This is a genomic window from Saccharomonospora marina XMU15 (assembly GCF_000244955.1).
Taxonomy (GTDB): Bacteria; Actinomycetota; Actinomycetes; order Mycobacteriales; family Pseudonocardiaceae; genus Saccharomonospora_A; species Saccharomonospora_A marina.
Map to the genome: position 1 here is coordinate 2,420,033 of NZ_CM001439.1, position 15,568 is coordinate 2,435,600.

The 15,568-nt window shown below is 67.3% G+C and carries 15 protein-coding genes and 1 pseudogene; 7 read left to right on the forward strand and 9 right to left on the reverse strand.

The genetic code is table 11. From position 1 onward, the window contains the following. Positions 1-15: 15 nt before the first annotated feature. The gene (locus SACMADRAFT_RS11515) at positions 16-753 is read right to left on the reverse strand and encodes an SDR family oxidoreductase (RefSeq protein ID WP_009153990.1); all 738 of its coding nucleotides are present in this window, start codon (positions 751-753) and stop codon (positions 16-18) included. 99 nt (positions 754-852) lie between these two features. Between SACMADRAFT_RS11515 and SACMADRAFT_RS11520 the strand changes: the two genes are divergently transcribed. The 3 genes from SACMADRAFT_RS11520 to SACMADRAFT_RS11530 all read left to right on the forward strand — a co-directional run bounded on the left by SACMADRAFT_RS11520 (position 853) and on the right by SACMADRAFT_RS11530 (position 3,405). Beyond that, the gene (locus SACMADRAFT_RS11520; protein WP_009153991.1) at positions 853-1,458 is read left to right on the forward strand and encodes a TetR/AcrR family transcriptional regulator; all 606 of its coding nucleotides are present in this window, start codon (positions 853-855) and stop codon (positions 1,456-1,458) included. A gap of 459 nt (positions 1,459-1,917) precedes the next feature. After that, positions 1,918-2,523, forward strand: coding sequence for a carboxymuconolactone decarboxylase family protein (locus SACMADRAFT_RS11525; protein ID WP_009153992.1), 606 nt, complete (start codon positions 1,918-1,920; stop codon positions 2,521-2,523). A gap of 39 nt (positions 2,524-2,562) precedes the next feature. Further along, on the forward strand, positions 2,563-3,405 hold the full coding sequence (locus SACMADRAFT_RS11530) for an SDR family NAD(P)-dependent oxidoreductase (RefSeq protein ID WP_009153993.1): 843 nt from the start codon (positions 2,563-2,565) through the stop codon (positions 3,403-3,405). 140 nt (positions 3,406-3,545) lie between these two features. Here the strand turns inward: SACMADRAFT_RS11530 and SACMADRAFT_RS31410 are convergent, their stop codons facing one another. The 8 genes and pseudogenes from SACMADRAFT_RS31410 to hxlA all read right to left on the reverse strand — a co-directional run bounded on the left by SACMADRAFT_RS31410 (position 3,546) and on the right by hxlA (position 9,602). Then, a complete protein-coding gene (locus tag SACMADRAFT_RS31410; protein ID WP_408640355.1) occupies positions 3,546-3,896 on the reverse strand; it encodes an MmyB family transcriptional regulator in 351 nt (116 codons plus the stop codon). Between the two features lie 19 nt (positions 3,897-3,915). Continuing rightward, a pseudogene (locus SACMADRAFT_RS31415) lies at positions 3,916-4,272 on the reverse strand (hypothetical protein); the annotation flags it as partial. Continuing rightward, a complete protein-coding gene (locus SACMADRAFT_RS11535) occupies positions 4,206-4,598 on the reverse strand; it encodes a DUF1622 domain-containing protein (protein ID WP_009153994.1) in 393 nt (130 codons plus the stop codon). The pseudogene SACMADRAFT_RS31415 and the gene SACMADRAFT_RS11535, both read right to left, overlap by 67 nt. Positions 4,599-4,754: 156 nt before the next feature. Continuing rightward, positions 4,755-5,330: a hemerythrin domain-containing protein gene (locus SACMADRAFT_RS11540; RefSeq protein WP_009153995.1), complete on the reverse strand. Its 576-nt coding sequence runs from the start codon at positions 5,328-5,330 to the stop codon at positions 4,755-4,757. Further along, entirely contained in the window at positions 5,327-6,550 is a 1,224-nt protein-coding gene (locus tag SACMADRAFT_RS11545; RefSeq protein ID WP_009153996.1) for a hypothetical protein, read from the reverse strand. Before SACMADRAFT_RS11545 ends, SACMADRAFT_RS11540 begins: the two co-directional genes overlap by 4 nt. Before the next feature lie 1,055 nt (positions 6,551-7,605). Next, entirely contained in the window at positions 7,606-8,220 is a 615-nt protein-coding gene (locus tag SACMADRAFT_RS11550; RefSeq protein WP_009153997.1) for a GPR1/FUN34/YaaH family transporter, read from the reverse strand. A gap of 258 nt (positions 8,221-8,478) precedes the next feature. Further along, the gene (locus tag SACMADRAFT_RS11555) at positions 8,479-8,772 is read right to left on the reverse strand and encodes a hypothetical protein (protein ID WP_009153998.1); all 294 of its coding nucleotides are present in this window, start codon (positions 8,770-8,772) and stop codon (positions 8,479-8,481) included. 203 nt (positions 8,773-8,975) lie between these two features. Further along, on the reverse strand, positions 8,976-9,602 hold the full coding sequence (hxlA, locus tag SACMADRAFT_RS11560; RefSeq protein WP_009154017.1) for a 3-hexulose-6-phosphate synthase: 627 nt from the start codon (positions 9,600-9,602) through the stop codon (positions 8,976-8,978). A 786-nt stretch (positions 9,603-10,388) separates the two neighbouring features. Between hxlA and pqqC the strand changes: the two genes are divergently transcribed. Genes pqqC through pepN form a run of 4 tightly spaced genes read left to right on the forward strand, consistent with a single transcriptional unit; the run spans position 10,389 to position 15,024 of the window. Continuing rightward, positions 10,389-11,084: a pyrroloquinoline-quinone synthase PqqC gene (pqqC, locus tag SACMADRAFT_RS11565; protein WP_009154000.1), complete on the forward strand. Its 696-nt coding sequence runs from the start codon at positions 10,389-10,391 to the stop codon at positions 11,082-11,084. Continuing rightward, entirely contained in the window at positions 11,084-11,356 is a 273-nt protein-coding gene (gene pqqD, locus SACMADRAFT_RS11570; RefSeq protein ID WP_009154001.1) for a pyrroloquinoline quinone biosynthesis peptide chaperone PqqD, read from the forward strand. Before pqqC ends, pqqD begins: the two co-directional genes overlap by 1 nt. Before the next feature lie 5 nt (positions 11,357-11,361). Further along, complete coding sequence (gene pqqE, locus SACMADRAFT_RS11575; protein ID WP_009154002.1) at positions 11,362-12,474, forward strand: pyrroloquinoline quinone biosynthesis protein PqqE; 1,113 nt, start codon at positions 11,362-11,364, stop codon at positions 12,472-12,474. A 3-nt stretch (positions 12,475-12,477) separates the two neighbouring features. Further along, positions 12,478-15,024 carry an aminopeptidase N gene (pepN, locus tag SACMADRAFT_RS11580; protein WP_009154003.1) on the forward strand — a complete coding sequence of 849 codons (2,547 nt, stop codon included), beginning with the start codon at positions 12,478-12,480 and terminating at the stop codon, positions 15,022-15,024. The last annotated feature ends 544 nt before the right edge of the window (positions 15,025-15,568 follow it).

A 15,568-nucleotide genomic window follows, 5' to 3' on the forward strand; every position in this document is an offset into this window, starting at 1 on the left:
CGATCGGGGCAGGCGTTATGCGGCGCCGCCGTTGACGAAGATGGTCTGGCCGTTGACCCAGCGGGCGGGGCCTGCCAGGAATGCCACGGTCTCGGCGATGTCCTTCGGTGTGCCCAGCCGCCGGAACGGGTTGTTGTTCGCGATCTGCTCGATGAGTTCGGGGCTCTTGCCGTCCAGGAACAGCGCAGTGGCGGTGGGGCCGGGCGCGACCGTGTTGACGGTGATGTCCCGGCCGCGTAGCTCCCGGGCCAGGATGAGCGAGATCGCCTCGACCGCGGCCTTGGAGGCGGCGTACGCGCCGTAGCTGGGGGTCTGCAGACGGGTGATCGAGGTGGAGAAGTTGATGATCGCGCCACCCGGACGAATCCGCTGCGCGGCGAGCCTGTCGACGATGAAGGTGCCGCGCACGTTGACGCGCTGGACCCGGTCGAACACCTCCAGGTCGAGCTGCGCGACCGGCGACAGCGGCATGATGCCTGCGGTGTGCACGAGCACGTCGACGCCGCCGAACTCGCGCTCCGCCACGTCGAACAGCGTCGTGGCGGTCGGCTCCTCGGCGATGTCGCCGCCGGCTGCCACCGCGCGCCCGCCCGATTCGGTGATGGCTGTGACGGTCTCGTCGGCACGCTCCTTGCTGCCGTTGTAGTGGACGACGACCGCGGTCCCGTCGGCGGCCAGGCGCAGGGCGCTGGCCTGGCCGATGCCGCCGGAGCCTCCGGTCACGATCGCGACACGCTCGGTGGTGCTGGTCATGGAAGAGCTCCTCGCTAAGATGTGAACACCAAGTACATTAATCTGAGTGCAAGAAATGTACAAGTGGTTCACATAGTTTCGACCCGGCAGGGAGCATGGATGACCGAGCAGCGCACCCCACCCCGACGCGGTCGCGGCCGCCGACCCGCTGCGGAGGTCCGCGCGGAGGTGCTCGCCGCGACCGGCCACCTGCTGCTGCGGGAAGGGCTGAAGGCGGTGACCTTCGACCGCGTCGCCAGGGAAGCGGGATCGAGCAAGGTCACGCTCTACAAGTGGTGGCCCTCGCCCGGCGCGCTGGCGGCGGAGGCCTACTTCGCCCAGAGCGAACCGGTGCTCGCCTTCCCTGACACCGGCGACATCCGGGCGGACCTCATCTCGCAGCTGACGGCATTCGTGCGCTGGTTGACCGAAGAGGGTGCCGCTACACCGGTGTCCGAGTTGGTCGGCGCCGCGCAGACAGACCCTGACGTCGCCCGGGCGTGGACCGAAGAGTACGCGCGGCCACGACGCGAACTCGCCCGGATGCGACTGCGGGCAGCCCAGCAGCAGGGTCAGCTGCCCGAGGATGCCGATCTCGACGTGATTGTCGACCAGCTCTGGGGCGCGTGCTACCACCGGTTGCTGGTCCTCAAGGTGCCTTTCGACCAGACCCTCGTTCCCAGGCTGGTCGATCAGGCGCTCTACGGCGCCGCCCGCGGGGCGTGATTCGCTCCTCAGCATCTTCGAGACCGCGTCGCGGAAGTACGTTCCCGGGATCGCACCTGGTCGTCAGGTGCCTGGCGAAGCCGGTGACGAGCTGCTTCTTGCGGTAGACCTCGTCCCTGCCGGGCGTTCCGGGTCCGAGTACGCAGACGTGGCGGACGAGCGAGCCCCGCAGGTGCGTAGCCGCCACATCGGCAGGCCTTGCTGACAGGGCGGAGGGCTTCACCGGAGCTAGGGCAACGAGCGAAAGCTGAACCGCGGCTGGTCACGCCGTCCGCTGAGCCGTCCCGAACGTGCCGCCGAGATCGCGCGAGTCGTGGAGTAGCCGGGCTGTCTTTCGCTCGCGGACATCTACCGCAGGCTGACCTCGACAGCATCGTGGCCGCACTGCGCACGGCGTGAGCGTTCACAGCGGTACTACTTGCCAGTAGGTATGGGCGTGTCGGGTGTTAGCATCCCGACATGCCCGCACTGTCGCCGCGCATCCCGCCCGGATCTCGCGAGGACATCGGGGTGGTCAACATGGCCACGGCGAAGCTGTTGGGGATGGCCACCGGCGGCGGACCGCCGAACCTGTTCACCACCCTCGCCCGGCACCGCCGCCTGTACCGTCCGTGGCTGGCGTTCGCGGGATCCCTCATGCCAGCGGGTTCGTTGCCGCGCAGGGAAAGCGAGCTGCTGATCCTGCGCGTGGCGCACCTGACCGGATGCGAGTACGAACGCGCCCACCACGAAGTGCTCGGTAGCCGCGCGGGACTGAGTGCCGAGCAGATCGCACGCGTAGCGCAAGGCCCGAACGCCGCGGGATGGTCGCAGCGCGACGCGATCCTGTTGCGTGCCACCGACGAGCTGCATGACACCCGCACGCTCGGCGACGACACGTGGGCTGAGCTGGCAGGCACGCTGAGCACGCGACAGTTGATCGAACTGCCGATGCTCGTGGGGCACTACGAGATGCTGGCGATGACGCTGAACAGTCTGCGGGTTCAACCGGACGAACCCGCAGAGCCCAGTTCCCGCCTCGGCCGCGCATTGTCCACATTGGCATCCAGGCGACGGCACGGCTGAGCCGTGCGCGGGGGCCGGTATCGGGAGAGGACGGTCGACATGGACCTCGACACCGCGTTCGCGGGTAAGACCGCGATCGTCACGGGTGCCGCCAGCGGAATCGGTGCCGAGCTCGCACGCCAGCTCGCACACCACGCCGCGACGGTGCTCGTCACAGACGTCGCCAAGGAAGCAATCCTGCGCGTGACCGCAGAGATCACCGAACGCGGTGGCCACGCCGAAGCGATGGTCGTGGACGTCACCGACCGAACCCAGCTGGCCGAGGCGATTGACACCGTCGTCGAACGACACGGCAGGCTCGACTACATGTTCAACAACGCCGGAGTGGCGATCTTCGGCGAGTTCGACGAGGTGACCCTCGACGACTGGGACACCATCATCGACGTGAACCTGCGCGGCGTCGCGCACGGTTCGACCCTGGCATACCGGCGCATGGTCAAGCAGGGATGCGGGCACATCGTCAACACGGCGTCGGTCGCCGGGTTGGTGCCGGTCCCGTTGCAGGCGCACTACTGCGCGACCAAACACGCCGTGATCGGCATGGACAAGACCCTCCGGCTCGAGGCCGCCCAGCACGGCATCCGGGTCACGACGTTCTGTCCCGCATTCGTCCAATCAGGAATGTTCGTCAACAACACCTTCCGCGGATCCCTGAAGGGGATCGACGCGCGTGCGATCGTCCCGATCGCGCCAGTGCCGACCGACCAGGCCGTGCGTACCCTGCTCGAAGGTGTCGCCCGGGGCCGCGAGCGCGTGATCACACCGCTCTACGGCAGGCTCGGCTGGTTGCTCGAACGCATCTCTCCGTGGCTGTCCGGGCGGTTGCACCGCGCCAGTCTCCGGTTGATACGTGCCCGTGCCCGCCGGGCGGCGAAGCGGTAGTCCGGACCGACAGCACACCCGGCCACCAGCGCAGTGACGATAACGCCTTCCCGCAGCACCAGCGGCCAGGCATTACGGGCTCACTCGCGGACTCGTCCGCCGCGACAGCGCAGCCGCACCGGCGTGGCGACGAAGCCAAGTCATTGCTGTCCACGGGGACATTCCCGGGGAGCTCGTTCATCTACTCCAGGGCGAAGTCGAGGCGGCAGGCCCCGCATTGGGCGCCTAATCAGGGTTTCGCTTCGTGCGGCCAGTGAGGCGAGTACTTGCAGCTTCTCGGCGCTGTCGCTGTGCTCATCGGCGTAGTAGAGCAGGAGAACCAGCTCGCCGATCGGCAGCCTTTCTCGACGCAGTTGCAGTCTGCTGACCACCGGATGGTCGACGGTGGTTGTGCCGCCTTCCAGTTTTCGCACGTCGGGACGGGCCCATAGAGTGCCCAACCGAGCGCTTGGCGAGTGAGAGCTCGCCGATGAGTTCGACCACGCGCGCATCGTCGGTGTCCTCACCTACCGATCCGCGAAACGATCCGATGCACGCTTCAACACCCGCGTCCCAGTCGGCGTGGAACTCGCGCTCCTCCGGATCGAGCACGAGCGACCGTAGCCGGTTCTCGCCGGGCCTGAGTCGGCGAGGGGGCCAGGGCAAGTGGATCGGACGCGACGACGACGCGACGGAGTGGCGAGGTCGATCAGGTGTTGGTTCGACCTCGTCGAGCCGCAGCACGCGTGCCAGCGCGGCGTGCACCTGGGCGGACGGGTTGGTGTCGCGCCCGCGCGCAGAGCCGCAGGCACCGAGCCGGTTCACGTCGACGTCTGCGGCACCTGGTCCGATCCCGCCCCCCGGCCCTTGGTGCGGCGGGCTTGCCATGGCCAGCGGCCTTCGAGCTCGACTTCGAGGGAGAAGCTGAGAAAGGTCCGCACGGCCACGATCACCGCGAGCACACCGACGCTGGTGTAGGTGGGGGAGATCGCGACGGTGCGAATGATGTCTGCGGCGACCAGGAACTCCAACCCGAGTAGGATCGCCCGGCCCAGGCCGCGGCGGTAGCGGCGATATGTGGCAGCGAACTCCTGCCGTGTGGACAGCCCCCAGAGAAAGCGGATCGTACCGGCCAACGCCCCGACGACGATGACCGCGACGCCCACGCCGTCGATCGAGGTGCCGATGGTTTCGATGACGCTGGCAAATTCCACGGCGATTCCTTGTGATCCGGCGCATCGTGTTGTTCGGGGCAGCATGTGCAGTGACAGGAAGCCGAGCAGGTCCGCGAGAGCCCCGCCATCCCGTCGCGTGGCCGTTGGCGCGGCGACGGGCAGGGTGGTGGCCCTGCCCGTTCATCCGCTGTTCGGTCAGCTCTCGTTCGACGTCGCCCTGCGGATGGCGTCCTTGGCACGGTCGAAAACCGCGAGCACCGGGCCGGTGGCCAGGTTCTCGGTCGCTGTCTCGACTCCCGGATGCGGATGTGTGGGCGCGGTCTTCTCCGCTGCCCGCACCATGCCCGCGAGCGTCCTCAGCCGTTCGGCCGGATAGTGCTGGCGCAGGTAGCGGAACTCGTACTGCTCCTCATGGCTTGCATGCTCGAGCACCGACATGCGCAGTCCTTCCAGCAGGTGCTCGAACTCCTCACTGTCCGGGCTCAGCTCTTCGAGGCGGCTCAGCACCTCCTTGGCCTCCCGCTCCTCGGCCAACCGGTCGTCGACGACAGCATCGCCACCGGCGATCGCCTGCCGGGCCATCGGGTGCACGATCTCCTCCTCGGCGGTCTCGTGCACCGCGAGCAGCCGGACCAGCCGCGTGAACACGTCCCGCCGCCGCTGCCCGGTGCTCGACAGCACCTCTAGGAACAGGTCCCGGATCTGCATGTGCTGGCCAAGCAGCAGGTCGACGACGTCTCGAGTCGTCTCGACGCGGTCCTCAACGCTCATAGCCGTCGGCTCCCTTCCAGCTGCTGCTCACGTAGGCTCTGTACCGGATGCTCGCCTTCGGTGGACAGCCGGTAGTCGGTGCCGAACTGCTCGCGGTGCATGTCGATGACCCGCTCGCTCGGCGGAGCCTCACCGCCGTGGATCTGCTCCTGCATCCGCTCGAACCGTTCGTGGGCCTCGCGGACGTAGCCGGTGCCGAGCGTGGTCAGATCGATCTGGGTGTCCAGCAGTTGCCGCAGGTACCCCTTGTTCGGCTCGAAGGTCACCGGCTGGGGCAGCTGTGGGGCCAGCACCTCCTCGGGCTCGCGGCCGTCGTGCTGGCGCAGGAGGTCGCACGCCCCATGGAGGTGTTCGAGCTCCATGTTGAGGTGAAGCTCCCAGATCGCCTTGATCCTGCGGTCGGACTCGGTCTCCATGAACGAGTAGTAGAGGTAGCACTCGTTGTACTCGTGGTTGACCAGCCGCTCCCACCAAGTCTCGCCCGGATCCACGAGGGACTCGTAGTGGGTGACGTGCTCCTCCTCGATAAGGCCGATCTCCTGGTAGAGCTGCCGGGCTATCGGCTCCATGTACTCCGGGCCGACGTTCATGTAGAAGTTCATCGTCTGCTGCTCCGCCGACATGATCGTCAGCGCGTGCAGCTTGGAGATCGGGTCCGCGCTGGTGCGGTCGTACGGCTCTCGCACGTTGTCGTGCGGATGCCGGTGGTGGTACTTCGTCGGCCTGCCGGGAATCACCTCGGTCAGGCCGTCGACGATCTTCTCCGCTTTGCGATGCTGGACCATCTCGTACAGGTTCGAGTACCGGTACAGGTGGTCGAAGTCCTCCAGCACACCGAACTCGTACGCCTGCTTGAGGTAGGGGTCCGGCTCCATCCTGGCCACCCACGCGGTCAGGTCGACGGCGACCTGCTCGTAGGCGATCGTGGTCTCCAGCGCCGAGGAGACACCGGGCAACAGCCAGTTCACCGCCTTCTGCTGCTGCTGTTCCAGGTAGCGGATCTCGGCGAGCTTGCGCTTCGCGTCCATGTCAGGGCAGTGCCGGGCGAGCTGGTGGCTGAACAGCAGCGCCTCGACCTCGATGCCGTTCATCGTGATGACCCGGCACCGGGTGTAGGGATCGGCGTGGTCCGGGTCGATCGGGGAGACGTTGAGCTCTCGCCAGTTGCGCAACTGCTTGTCCAGGGCGATGCCGCGTTGTTCCAGCGGGTTGAAGGTCATCTGGGCCCTTACCTCTCGTGTGGTTGAGTCACCGGCCGGGTAGAAGGACCGAGAGGGCAGACCCACACACCGTCTCGAGCACGTCGGGCAACAACGCCCAGGCGACCCCGCAGGGATCGGGGTCGGTGAGCTGGACGGCTTGGCCACCCCGTAACTGGACACCGGAAGGTCCGCCGCCAGTGCCTTCCTTACCCGTGCGTTCCGCACACGAGCCAATCGCCGTGGCAGAAGCACGACTTGTGCCTTCCCCTCGGGAGGCAGCGCAAACATCCGCCCGTCCACCTCCGCCGCACCCCGCGCGGTCAACGGCCGGGAGCGCTCCTCGACGGATGTAAACGACCGCGCCGACCTGCGCGTAGAGCAAGGAGCGAAAGCGAAGCCACGGGGAGGTCGCGTTACTCGCTGAGCCGTCCCGACCGGGCCGCGACTGCCCCATAACGCGCAGGGCGTCCCGGTTTCGGCAGGTCAACGGCTGGCGGGCGCCACACGCGGGCTCAAGGGATCGCAGGTTCGGATCCTGTCAGCCTGCCGGGCTCGGAGCCCGCCGGCTTTGGGGGATGCCCAGTCGGCGGGCCTTTCCGTGTTTCGTTCACATTTTGCCGTGCTTCGCCGTTTCAACATCAACGAGCGCGTGGTGAAGCGTTACCGCGGTGGCTCACGCATCTGCAGGCAGCTGGGTCGCCTGCTGACCCCACCACGCCGCTCCCGCGGCAACCGGCGATGCGGGGGTTGGGGTTCACGGGGTTGTTCGCATGTGGCACCGAAGCGCCTCGGCGCTTCGGTGTGACGGAGGTGAGGCTGGCGGTGATCCAGTCCGACTCGACCTTGTGACCAGCTGCACCACAACCTGATCAACCACCGGCTCGGCAAGCTCCCCGCCGGAGTCAGGTGACAACCTCGCTGGTCGACCTCGGTTGTGCCCGGTTGCCGCGCCACTGGATTTCTCTGATCCGGCGAGATGACCGGTCCAAGCACGTGCACCTTGGTCCGGCCAGCCCGTCCGACATCGCAACCGATCTACAAAAGCGCACCGTGACTGGTTGGAAAGCGGCCTCTCAGCCCAGTACCGGGCGGCCCAGCGGTAGCGGCCTGCCGCCTGTCGCGGCGGACAGCGCGCCTGCGAACAGGTACATCCCTACCGCGGTGAACGCGAACACGACGTACCCGCCTGCGGTGGTAGCGCCGGGGGAGTCGCTCACCGTGCCGTACAGCACCAGGGCGAGCGCGAGGTCGATCAGCGTGAACAGCACTGTGAAGGCGGCGGGCAGCCGCAGGGTGGTCAGGGTCAGCAGGACGATCATGATCAGCCAGGCGATCAGGAACAGGCCCTGCGTGGCGACAGCGGCGTCGCCGGAGATGCCGAACCAGCCATGGATGAGGCCGAGCACCAGCGCCGCGTAGCTGAGCCAGAACCCGGTGAACACGCCGAACACGGCGGCGACCGCGCTCTGGCCCAGTGCCGCTGCCCACACCGCGGCGACGAGCTGGCCCAGGCCGGTGGCGGGCAGGATGATCGCGATCGAGGCGCCGACGGCGCCGGTCGGGACGTAGCCTGTCAACACCAGGCCCAGCGCGGTCGCGCCGACGATGAAGGTGGGTACGCCGATCAGGGCGGGGTCGCCCTCGGGTACGGACCGGGTGGGGGCTTCGGTGGCAGCGGCAGTGGTCATCGTGTACTCCTCGTTGAGTTGCGAATGATCCTCGAATGCGGTCAGGCCGGTTGCCGGTCAGGGATCGGCCGGCCGCGGTGGAAGGGAAAGACGCGATGGCATCGCCCGCTTTCGGTCACCGGCGGCGGGCCGAAGCGGCGGGCAGGCCCGTAGTCGGCGTCGAATGTGCACTCCCACCGCGACCTGGCCACCACCTCGCGGGAGGCGTCGGCCGGGCAAGCACCGTGGGCGCTCGCTCGCGCAGCGAACCCCGGCCGCTCACCCCGTCCCGGGCCAGATTCGCGACAGCTCAGGGTGATCGTCGTCGATCAGGCGATGCGCCAGGGCGATCGCCTCGTTCGGATCGATCTGGTCGAAGGCGGGATACCCCCTGGCGACACCCTCGAGAATATCCGCCAGCTCGTTCGCCGACGCCGGGGAAAGGCTGGTGTCGCGGCGGGACTGTACGTAGCGCAGCCGCAGCACGCCCGCCGCCTGCAACAGCAGCGAACAGTAGGTATCGTGTGTGGCTGTTGCCCGTTCGGACAGCTCACCCGACTCCTGGTCTTGCACGCCGACTCCCTTCTGTGCTTCGAACTGGCGCCGCGGGCAGCTGCCAGGTCCGCTCCTGCTCGATCACCGCGGCCAAGTCGGACGGTCTGTGTGGACTGTCCATCCGCATCGATGCGAAACCCCGCACGGCGAGGACCGCGGCGTCGGGGCCGGCAGGCTTCGTGGTGCGCCGAGCCTGCTTGGCACACCACGAAGGCGGGGTTTCAGGCGGCGTGTTTTTTGAGTTGTTGGGCGGCGGTGGTGGGGTTGGGGGCGTTGTAGATGGCTCCGCCTGCGACGGCGACGGTGGCGCCTGCGTCGCGGACGGCGGCGATGGTGTCGGTTTTGATGCCGCCCGCGATGGAGAACGGCACTCCGGCCTGGCGGCCGTCCTCGAGCAGGGTGTCGATGGTGTAGCCGGGGCGGGCCTGCTCGTCCAGGCCGGCGTGGATCTCCACGAACGCCACCCCGAGCTTGGCGACCTCCCTGATACGCGCGACCCGGTCCTCGACCACGGTGATCATGTCCGCGACCACCTCCTTGCCGTACTTGCGGCCGGCCGCGACCGCGCCCCGCACGGTGTCGTCGTCGGCCGCGCCCATCACCGTGACCAGATCCGCCCCGGCCTCGAACGCCATCGCCGCCTCCAACTCGCCGGCATCAGCGGTCTTGAGATCGGCGAAAACCAGCTTGTCCGGATGCGCCGCCTTGATCGCGCTGACCGCACCGATCCCCACCGACTTCACCAGCGGCGTGCCCAACTCCAGGATGTCCACGTGCTCGGCCACCTGATGCGCCAACCTCAACGCAGCCGGCAGATCCACAACATCCAACGCAACCTGCAACTTCACGACACACACCTCTCCTCTACCGATCACGACGGACACCGTCCGCACCCGCCGACACACCCGAACCAATGAACTCCCACGACAATCACGCACCCACCCAAAACCCAGCAACACCCCACCACATGCAAAACCCCAATCCCCCAATCCACACAACAAATAACCAACCCCCAAACCACCCCACCTACAGTCGATTCGAATCCTGGTTCGAGTCGGAGCGGCTTGCCCGCGGTGCTGCGGCACGACGCGGCCGGCCCGGGAGCTCGGCGGCGCTACCGCCATCGGCCGGTTCGGTCGACCCGACGGCAGCCTGCCGCCGTCTCCGGTCGCATAACCGCTGGCCAGGAACACCAGGGTCGAGGCGCGCCGGATCTCGGCAGCCGGCGGCGTCGCTTCGGGCACGCCGGTCCGCTCGTGGCGGTGTGGCCGCCGTTCGTCAGTGATTTGGCCCCGGTCGTTCGCGATCAGTTGCCCCGCGTGGCGACGGCGAACAAGCTGTGCGAAATGCAAGCCGAGTTCGGGGTGAAGCCGACCGACAATCATCCTGAACCAACCCTCGGCGGGCGACGGCGCCTTTAGTCGCACGGCCATCGTGAGTGGTCGAACATGAGGGAGGACTTCATGAGGCTGGAAACACCGGAGCTGTCCGCAGCAAGAGCGTGTGTCGAAACCGGCTTTCGCCGCGGCCCGGCAACGCATTGATTTCGCGCTGTGTCCATTCGTGCCTCGAAAGCGGCGTCGGGTGAGGGACCTGGGAATCGGAATCGGTCGAGCCGGCTTGGAGGTGGAGATATGAACGCTTGGTCTGCTGAGGAGTTCGAGGCGCGCCTGCGGTCGCTCGGAGAACAGCGGTACCACCATCTGCACCCGTTCAACGAGCGGATGCACACGGGCCTGCTGACCGAGGAGGAATTCCGGGGCTGGGTGCGCAATCGGTTCTACTACCAGATGAACCTTCCCAAGAAGGACGCGTTCATCCTCACCAAGCTCCCCAGCCGGGAGGACCGGCGCCGGTGGATTCAGCGCATCATCGATCACGACGGCCGGACAGGCGACGAGGGCGGTATCGAGAAGTGGGTTCGCCTCGGCGAAGCTGTCGGCCTGACCCGCGAAGAGCTGTTCGACGTCGACACGGTGCTGCCCGGTGTGCGGTTCGCGGTGGACGCCTACGTGGATTTCTGCAGGCAGCGGCCGTGGCTGGAGGCCGCGGCGTCGGCACTGACCGAACTGTTCGCACCTGACCTGCTCAGCAGGCGGATCGCCGACGTCCAGCACCACTACCCGTGGATTGCCGCCGAAGGGCTGGAGTACTTCCGTGCGCGGCTCACCCAGCAGCCCAAGGACATCGAGCATCTGCTCGAACTGGTGCTCGACAACGCCAGGACCGCAGAACAGCAGGACGCGTGCGTACGGGCGCTGGAGTTCAAGTGCGATGTGCTCTGGAGCCTGCTGGACGCCGTGGAACTCGCCTACAGCAAGAGTTCGTGATGGACGAGTCCGAATTGACGGCCGTCCCGAAGCTGGCGACCAAGGCGATGCTCAGGCACGACAGTGTCAGAGATGTGGAGTTGCTCCTGCTGCCTGAGAGGGTGGTGCTGTTGAACAAGTCCGGGGCGGCGATTCTCAGATTGTGCGACGGCAGCCGGACCGTGCGGGAAGTGGTCGCCCAACTCGAGCACGATTTCGAGGCCACCGATCTCGCCAGCGACGTGGTGACCTTCCTCAAGGATGCCCGTGGACGGGGCTGGGTGGTCACGTGAACGGTATGCCGCAGCCGTTCGGCCTGCTGGCCGAGGTGACGCACCAGTGCCCGCTGCACTGCGTCTATTGTTCGAACCCACTGGCACTGCGCGATCGGCAGGACGAGTTGGTCACCGACGACTGGCTGCGGGTGATCGGTGAGGCGGCCGCGCTCGGTGTCGTGCAGGTCCACTTCTCCGGCGGCGAACCCCTTGTTCGTGGCGATCTGGAGACGCTGGTCGCGGAGTGCCGTCGCCTCGGCCTGTACACGAACCTGATCACAAGCGGGCTCGGACTCACGGAGAGCCGTGCGAGATCGCTGGTTTCGGCGGGGCTCAACAGCGCGCAGCTGAGCATCCAGGGGGAGGCCGCGGAGTCGACGAACCTGGTCGCGGCGAGCAAGCGGTTCGACAAGAAGGAGCAAGCCGCACGCATCATTCGCGAAGCCGGGCTGCCGTTGAACATGAACGTGGTCCTGCACCGGTTGAACCTTTCCCGGCTGGACGCGATCATCGACGTCTGCGTGGCGTGGGGTGCCGAACGCCTGGAACTGGCGAACACCCAGTACTACGGCTGGGCTCTTCGCAACCGGGATCTGCTGATGCCGAGCAAAGCCCAGCTGGACGAAGCGGTCGGTGTCTACGAACGCCGCAAGGCCGAGCTGGGGCAGCGCATGGAGCTGCTCTGGATCCTCCCGGACTACTACGAGCCCTATCCCAAGCCGTGCATGGGTGGCTGGGCGCAGACCGCGCTGACCGTCGCTCCCGACGGGGTGGTCTATCCGTGCCCGGTGGCCGCGGAGATCACGACGATGAACTTCGTCTCGGTACGCGACCACGACCTCGCCTGGATCTGGCAGAAGTCCGATTCGTTCGAGGCATTCCGGGGAACCGAGTGGATGGCCGACCCGTGCCGCAGCTGCCCGCGCAAGGAGACGGATTTCGGCGGATGCCGTTGCCAGGCCTTCGCGCTCACCGGTGATCCGGCGCGAACCGATCCTGTTTGCATGCACTCGCCCGACCACCACCTGGTGCGGGACGCCCTGGTTCGCGCGAACCAGGTCGGTGCCGGAGAAGTCGGCGAAGCAGGCCACGAGCAGCTTGTCTACCGGCGCCCACCCGCGTCGGCGCGGAGGTAGGCGATGGCACTCGAAGCTCGGGCAACCGTCAGGGCCAACCTCACCCAGGACGAGGCGGCAGCGCGTTCGGCCGAGGTCACCGATGTTCACTACGCGGTGGATCTCGATCTGACCGCGGCCGAGCGGACGTTCGCCACCAGCACGGTGGTGCGCTTCCAGGCCGGCTCCGGGAACCCGTGCGTCTTCCTCGACTTCGCCGGAGAGGTCGAGTCGGTCGTGTGCAACGGCCGCGAGATCGGGCGTGAAGCGCACGACGGGACGCGCGTCCGGCTGGACGTGCGTCCCGGCGAGAACACCGTTCGAGTGGCCGGTACCGCGCCCTACTCGCGAACGGGCGAGGGGCTGCATCGTTTCCAGGACTCGCTCGACGGACAGGTGTACGTGCACACCAAGTTCGAGCCGTTCTCGGCGCACCTGGTGTTCGCCTGTTTCGACCAGCCTGACCTGAAGGCGACGGTCGATCTGACAGTCACCGTCGACGATCACTGGGTGGTGGTGACCAACACCGACCCCGCAGAGCGGCTCCCGCTCGCAGGCGGTGGGTGTTCGACATGGCGCTTCGAGCGCACGCCACCGCTGCCGCCGTACCTGGTGGCCGTGGCAGCCGGTCCGTTCCGGCGGATGCGGTCGAGCCACAACGGGGTGCCGTTGGCGCTTTACGCGCGGGAGTCTCTGCTCGAAGAACTCACCGATCAGGCGCCGGAGCTGTTCGACGTGATCAGCCGTGGCCTCGACTTCTACAGTGAGTTGTTCGATATCCCGTACCCGTTCGCCAAGTACGATCACGTATTCGCGCCCGAGTACACATTCGGGGGGATGGAACACCCGGGCTGCGTGACGCTCAACGAGCGATTCCTGTTTCGGCACCGGGTCACCGAGGACAAGAAGCGACGCCGAGCCGAACTGCTGATGCACGAGATGGCGCACATGTGGTTCGGCGACTACGTGACGATGCGCTGGTGGGACGATCTCTGGCTGAACGAGGCGTTCGCGACGATGATGTCGGTTGTCGCGCAGCCCGAAGTGACCCGTTACGGCGAAGGCTGGACCGGCTTCGCGCACCACTCGCTACCGGTTGCTCGACACGGCGACCGGCTGCCTACCAGCCACGCGATCCGGGTCGAAACCGCCGACACCGAAGCCGCGCGGTCGAACTTCGGGCCGATCGTGTACAGAAAGGGCGCGGCGGCACTGCGCAACCTCGCTGCGAGCTTGGGTTGGGATTGCTTCGTCGCGGGGGTGCGCAGCTATCTGCGGGCGCACGCGTGGGGAAACGCCGGCCTCGACGACTTCGTGGCCGCGCTGCGGCGGGTATCGACCGGCGATGTGGACAGCTGGGTGGACGAATGGCTGCTGCGCCGTGGCAGCAACACGGTGCAGGTGTCTCGACTTCCCGCAGCCGACAGGGCCGTGCAGCTTCCCGACCCGGATGTTCCACCTCGCCACCTGAAGCTGCGGTTCGCCGGGTTCGACGACCACGACGGCAGGTTGGTGCTGCGGCAACGCGCGCACCTGACACTGACTCCGGCCGAGTGCGAGCGTGAACTCACCGTGTTCGGTGGGCGAAGCCCGGACCTCGTGCTTCCCAACGACGATGCGGTGAGCCCAGTCAAGGTCAGGCTGGATCCGCGGTCCCGACTGACGGCGTTGCGTATCCTGTCCACACTGGATGATCCACGGGCGCGAGCGGTCGTGTGGGGAGCGTTGTGGGACGACGTGCTCGACGCGCGGCTGCCCGCGCGGAGCTACGCATCGGCCGTTCTGGCACATGGAGTGAAGGAAAGCGACGTCGGTGTGGTGGAGGCGCTCCTGGAGCGCGCCGTGCAAGCGGTGCGGGTCTACGGGGACCCCTCCAGCCGTTGCCGAATGCTCGCGGACCTCGCACGCCAAGTCCGCGACCAGCTGGTGGGTGCGGCCGCGGGCGGCGATCGCCAGCTGGTACTTGCCCGCACCCTGGTGGATACCGTCCAGGCCGACGGCCACGACCTGCTGCGCGAGCTGGTGTGCGGGCGCTGCCCGTGGCCAGGTCTGGAAGTGGATCGCGATCTGCGGTGGCGGGCACTGCTGCGCCTCGCATCGAACGGAGGCGACATTGACGGCCTGCTGGACGTCGCGATGCAGGCCGATCCGGGCGACAGCGGACGCCGCAACGCCCTGACGGTGCAAGCCTCGCGTCCCGACCCTGCCGCCAAGGAGCAAGCGTGGACGCGGTTGTTCAGCGACGGCTTCTCGCTCGTCGAACGCAAGGCCGTCATGGCGGGTATGCGGCAGCCGGTGCAGGAGGCGTTGCTCACGCCCTACGCCGAGCGCTACTTGCAGGCACTGCGGAGCATGGCCGGAGCCGAGGAGGCCGAGTTCTGGGTGGCCTTCGCCCGCGAGCTCTACCCCCGTTTCACCACTGCTGAGCAGAGCGTGCTGGCGGGTACCGACGCCCTGCTGGGGAGCAGGGTGCTGCCGGAGAACGTGCACAGGGTGGTCAGCGAGGAGCGGACCGAACTCATCATCATGCGGGCCGCACGCGCGTGCGACACGGCCAACCGGAACCGCTGACCGAGGCGTCGGCGGACGCGCGTGGCGGTGGAGCCGGTGCACGTTTGACCCGGCACCGGCGCGAGCCTGTCTTGGCAGTGCCGGTCAACTTCGGCTCATCCGAGTTCGAGCCGCGCGTCGCGGACCATGGTCGAGCTGCCGCGGTTCGGACAACCTGGTCGCGGCGAGGGGCGGCGAACCGGCGACCAGCGGTGGCAGCGTGGCGGTGGGCGCGGCCCGAATCCGTGACCAGTAGCCGTTCTCCGTGCCGGATCGGGGTGCGGTCGAGGTTCGCGCTTTCGCGGCCGCCACAGGCATTGCGACGCCGCCTGGTTTGCGGGAAGGCCCGCAGGTGACGCGGTGCGCACCGTTCATACCCGCACAGCTCACGTTCGTGTCCAACAGATTGACCCCACACACCGCGGCCCTGCAAGCTCATTGCACACACCGCGAGTCGACGGTGTAACCGGCCACTGTTTTTCCGGCATTCCTCGCGGGGCCGAGTATTCCGACCACAGGCAACCGTACGACGAAGTCTGGAGTGAGAGGTGAATCGTGGTTCTAC

Bases quoted from the DNA above. Each gene is read 5' to 3' on its own strand.
- SACMADRAFT_RS11515 (WP_009153990.1), bottom strand. From the start codon at position 753: ATGACCAGCACCACCGAGCGTGTCGCGATCGTGACCGGAGGCTCCGGC.
- SACMADRAFT_RS11520 (WP_009153991.1), top strand. From the start codon at position 853: ATGACCGAGCAGCGCACCCCACCCCGACGCGGTCGCGGCCGCCGACCC.
- SACMADRAFT_RS11525 (WP_009153992.1), top strand. From the start codon at position 1,918: ATGCCCGCACTGTCGCCGCGCATCCCGCCCGGATCTCGCGAGGACATC.
- SACMADRAFT_RS11530 (WP_009153993.1), top strand. From the start codon at position 2,563: ATGGACCTCGACACCGCGTTCGCGGGTAAGACCGCGATCGTCACGGGT.
- SACMADRAFT_RS31410 (WP_408640355.1), bottom strand. From the start codon at position 3,896: ATGCGCGCGTGGTCGAACTCATCGGCGAGCTCTCACTCGCCAAGCGCT.
- SACMADRAFT_RS11540 (WP_009153995.1), bottom strand. From the start codon at position 5,330: ATGAGCGTTGAGGACCGCGTCGAGACGACTCGAGACGTCGTCGACCTG.
- SACMADRAFT_RS11545 (WP_009153996.1), bottom strand. From the start codon at position 6,550: ATGACCTTCAACCCGCTGGAACAACGCGGCATCGCCCTGGACAAGCAG.
- SACMADRAFT_RS11550 (WP_009153997.1), bottom strand. From the start codon at position 8,220: ATGACCACTGCCGCTGCCACCGAAGCCCCCACCCGGTCCGTACCCGAG.
- pqqC (WP_009154000.1), top strand. From the start codon at position 10,389: ATGAACGCTTGGTCTGCTGAGGAGTTCGAGGCGCGCCTGCGGTCGCTC.
- pqqD (WP_009154001.1), top strand. From the start codon at position 11,084: ATGGACGAGTCCGAATTGACGGCCGTCCCGAAGCTGGCGACCAAGGCG.
- pqqE (WP_009154002.1), top strand. From the start codon at position 11,362: ATGCCGCAGCCGTTCGGCCTGCTGGCCGAGGTGACGCACCAGTGCCCG.
- pepN (WP_009154003.1), top strand. From the start codon at position 12,478: ATGGCACTCGAAGCTCGGGCAACCGTCAGGGCCAACCTCACCCAGGAC.